This window comes from Microbispora oryzae (genome assembly GCF_017896165.1).
GTDB lineage: Bacteria > Actinomycetota > Actinomycetes > Streptosporangiales > Streptosporangiaceae > Microbispora > Microbispora oryzae.
Genome location: NZ_JAFCNB010000066.1, coordinates 1 through 1,180, shown reverse-complemented (window position 1 = coordinate 1,180; position 1,180 = coordinate 1). Strand labels below are relative to the sequence as shown.

Genomic DNA, 1,180 nt, shown 5'->3' with positions numbered 1-1,180 from the left:
CCCAGGCGATGAGATACGTCTCCCGGGCGAGGTCCATGTCGAACGGCTCCAGCCGCTGCGCGGCCGTCAGCAGCATCAGCGGCGCCTCGTTGTTGAAGCCGGCCGCGAACGTGATGTGACCGCGAACCAATTGGGCTCGTACACGTTGGAACTCGTTCTGGGCGTCCGAGTCGGCGATGTCGGCGAATTGGCGCGCGGCTTCGATGTCGCCCGCCCGCAGGCCGGCGTCCGCGGCCGCCAAGGCGCGCTCGGCCCGCTGTGCGGTGTCCACGGTCAAGGCCACGGATCGCTGCAGGAACGCCGCCGCGGCGGCCAGCCCGCCGCGCGCCTGCGCCCGGCCGGCACACCGTTCCAGTTCCGCGGCGACGCTCTCATCGGGCCCGGTTGTCGCGGACGCGAGGTGCCAGGCGCGGCGGTCCGGGTCGGCCTCCGCGTCGGTGACCTCCGCCAGCGCCAGGTGCACCGCCCGGCGGTCCTCCTCCTTCGCCGACCGGTAGACAGCCGACCGCACGAGCGGATGCCGGAAGATCACCCGCACGTCGAACTCCAGCAGCCCGTCCGTACCGCTCGCCAGAACCGACTCCGGCATGACACCGAGGTGTTCGGCGGCGCGCCACACCAGCGAGGGGTCCCCGGTCGGCTCGGCGGCGGCCACCAGCAGCAGCAGCCGGGTCTGCTCGGGCAGACCTTCGATCCGGGCCAGGAAACTCTGCTCGATCCGGCCCGGCAGCGTGTCGGCCTCCGCGAGGCCGAACCCGCCCGCCGACCGGACCACGGCCAGCTCACGCGGTAGCTCCAGCAGGGCGAGCGGGTTTCCCCTGGTCTCGGCGACAAACCGATTACGGATGTGCTGATCGATCCGGACATGCGTCACCGCGTTCAGCAGGGCATGTGCGTCCACGGCCCTCAGCCCGGTGACCTCAAGCTCCGGCAGTCCGATCAGGTCCTGCGCCCGCTGACGCGAGCCGAAGACGAGGGCCACCGACTCCGCGAGCAGCCGCCGGGCGACGAAACCGAGCACCTGCGCCGAGGCCCGATCCATCCACTGCGCGTCATCGATCACACAGAGCAGCGGACTCCCTTCCGAAGCGTCCGACAGCAAACTCAGCACCGCCAGCCCGACCAGGAACCGTTGAGGCGGCGTTCCCCCTCGCATCCCGAACACCGTCTCCAGCGCCTC

At 71.3% G+C, this 1,180-nt stretch carries 1 pseudogene; it reads right to left on the bottom strand.

Annotation, left to right across the window (positions count from 1 at the left end):
- Positions 1-1,180 (bottom strand): annotated as a pseudogene (locus JOL79_RS33550) (helix-turn-helix transcriptional regulator); the annotation flags it as partial.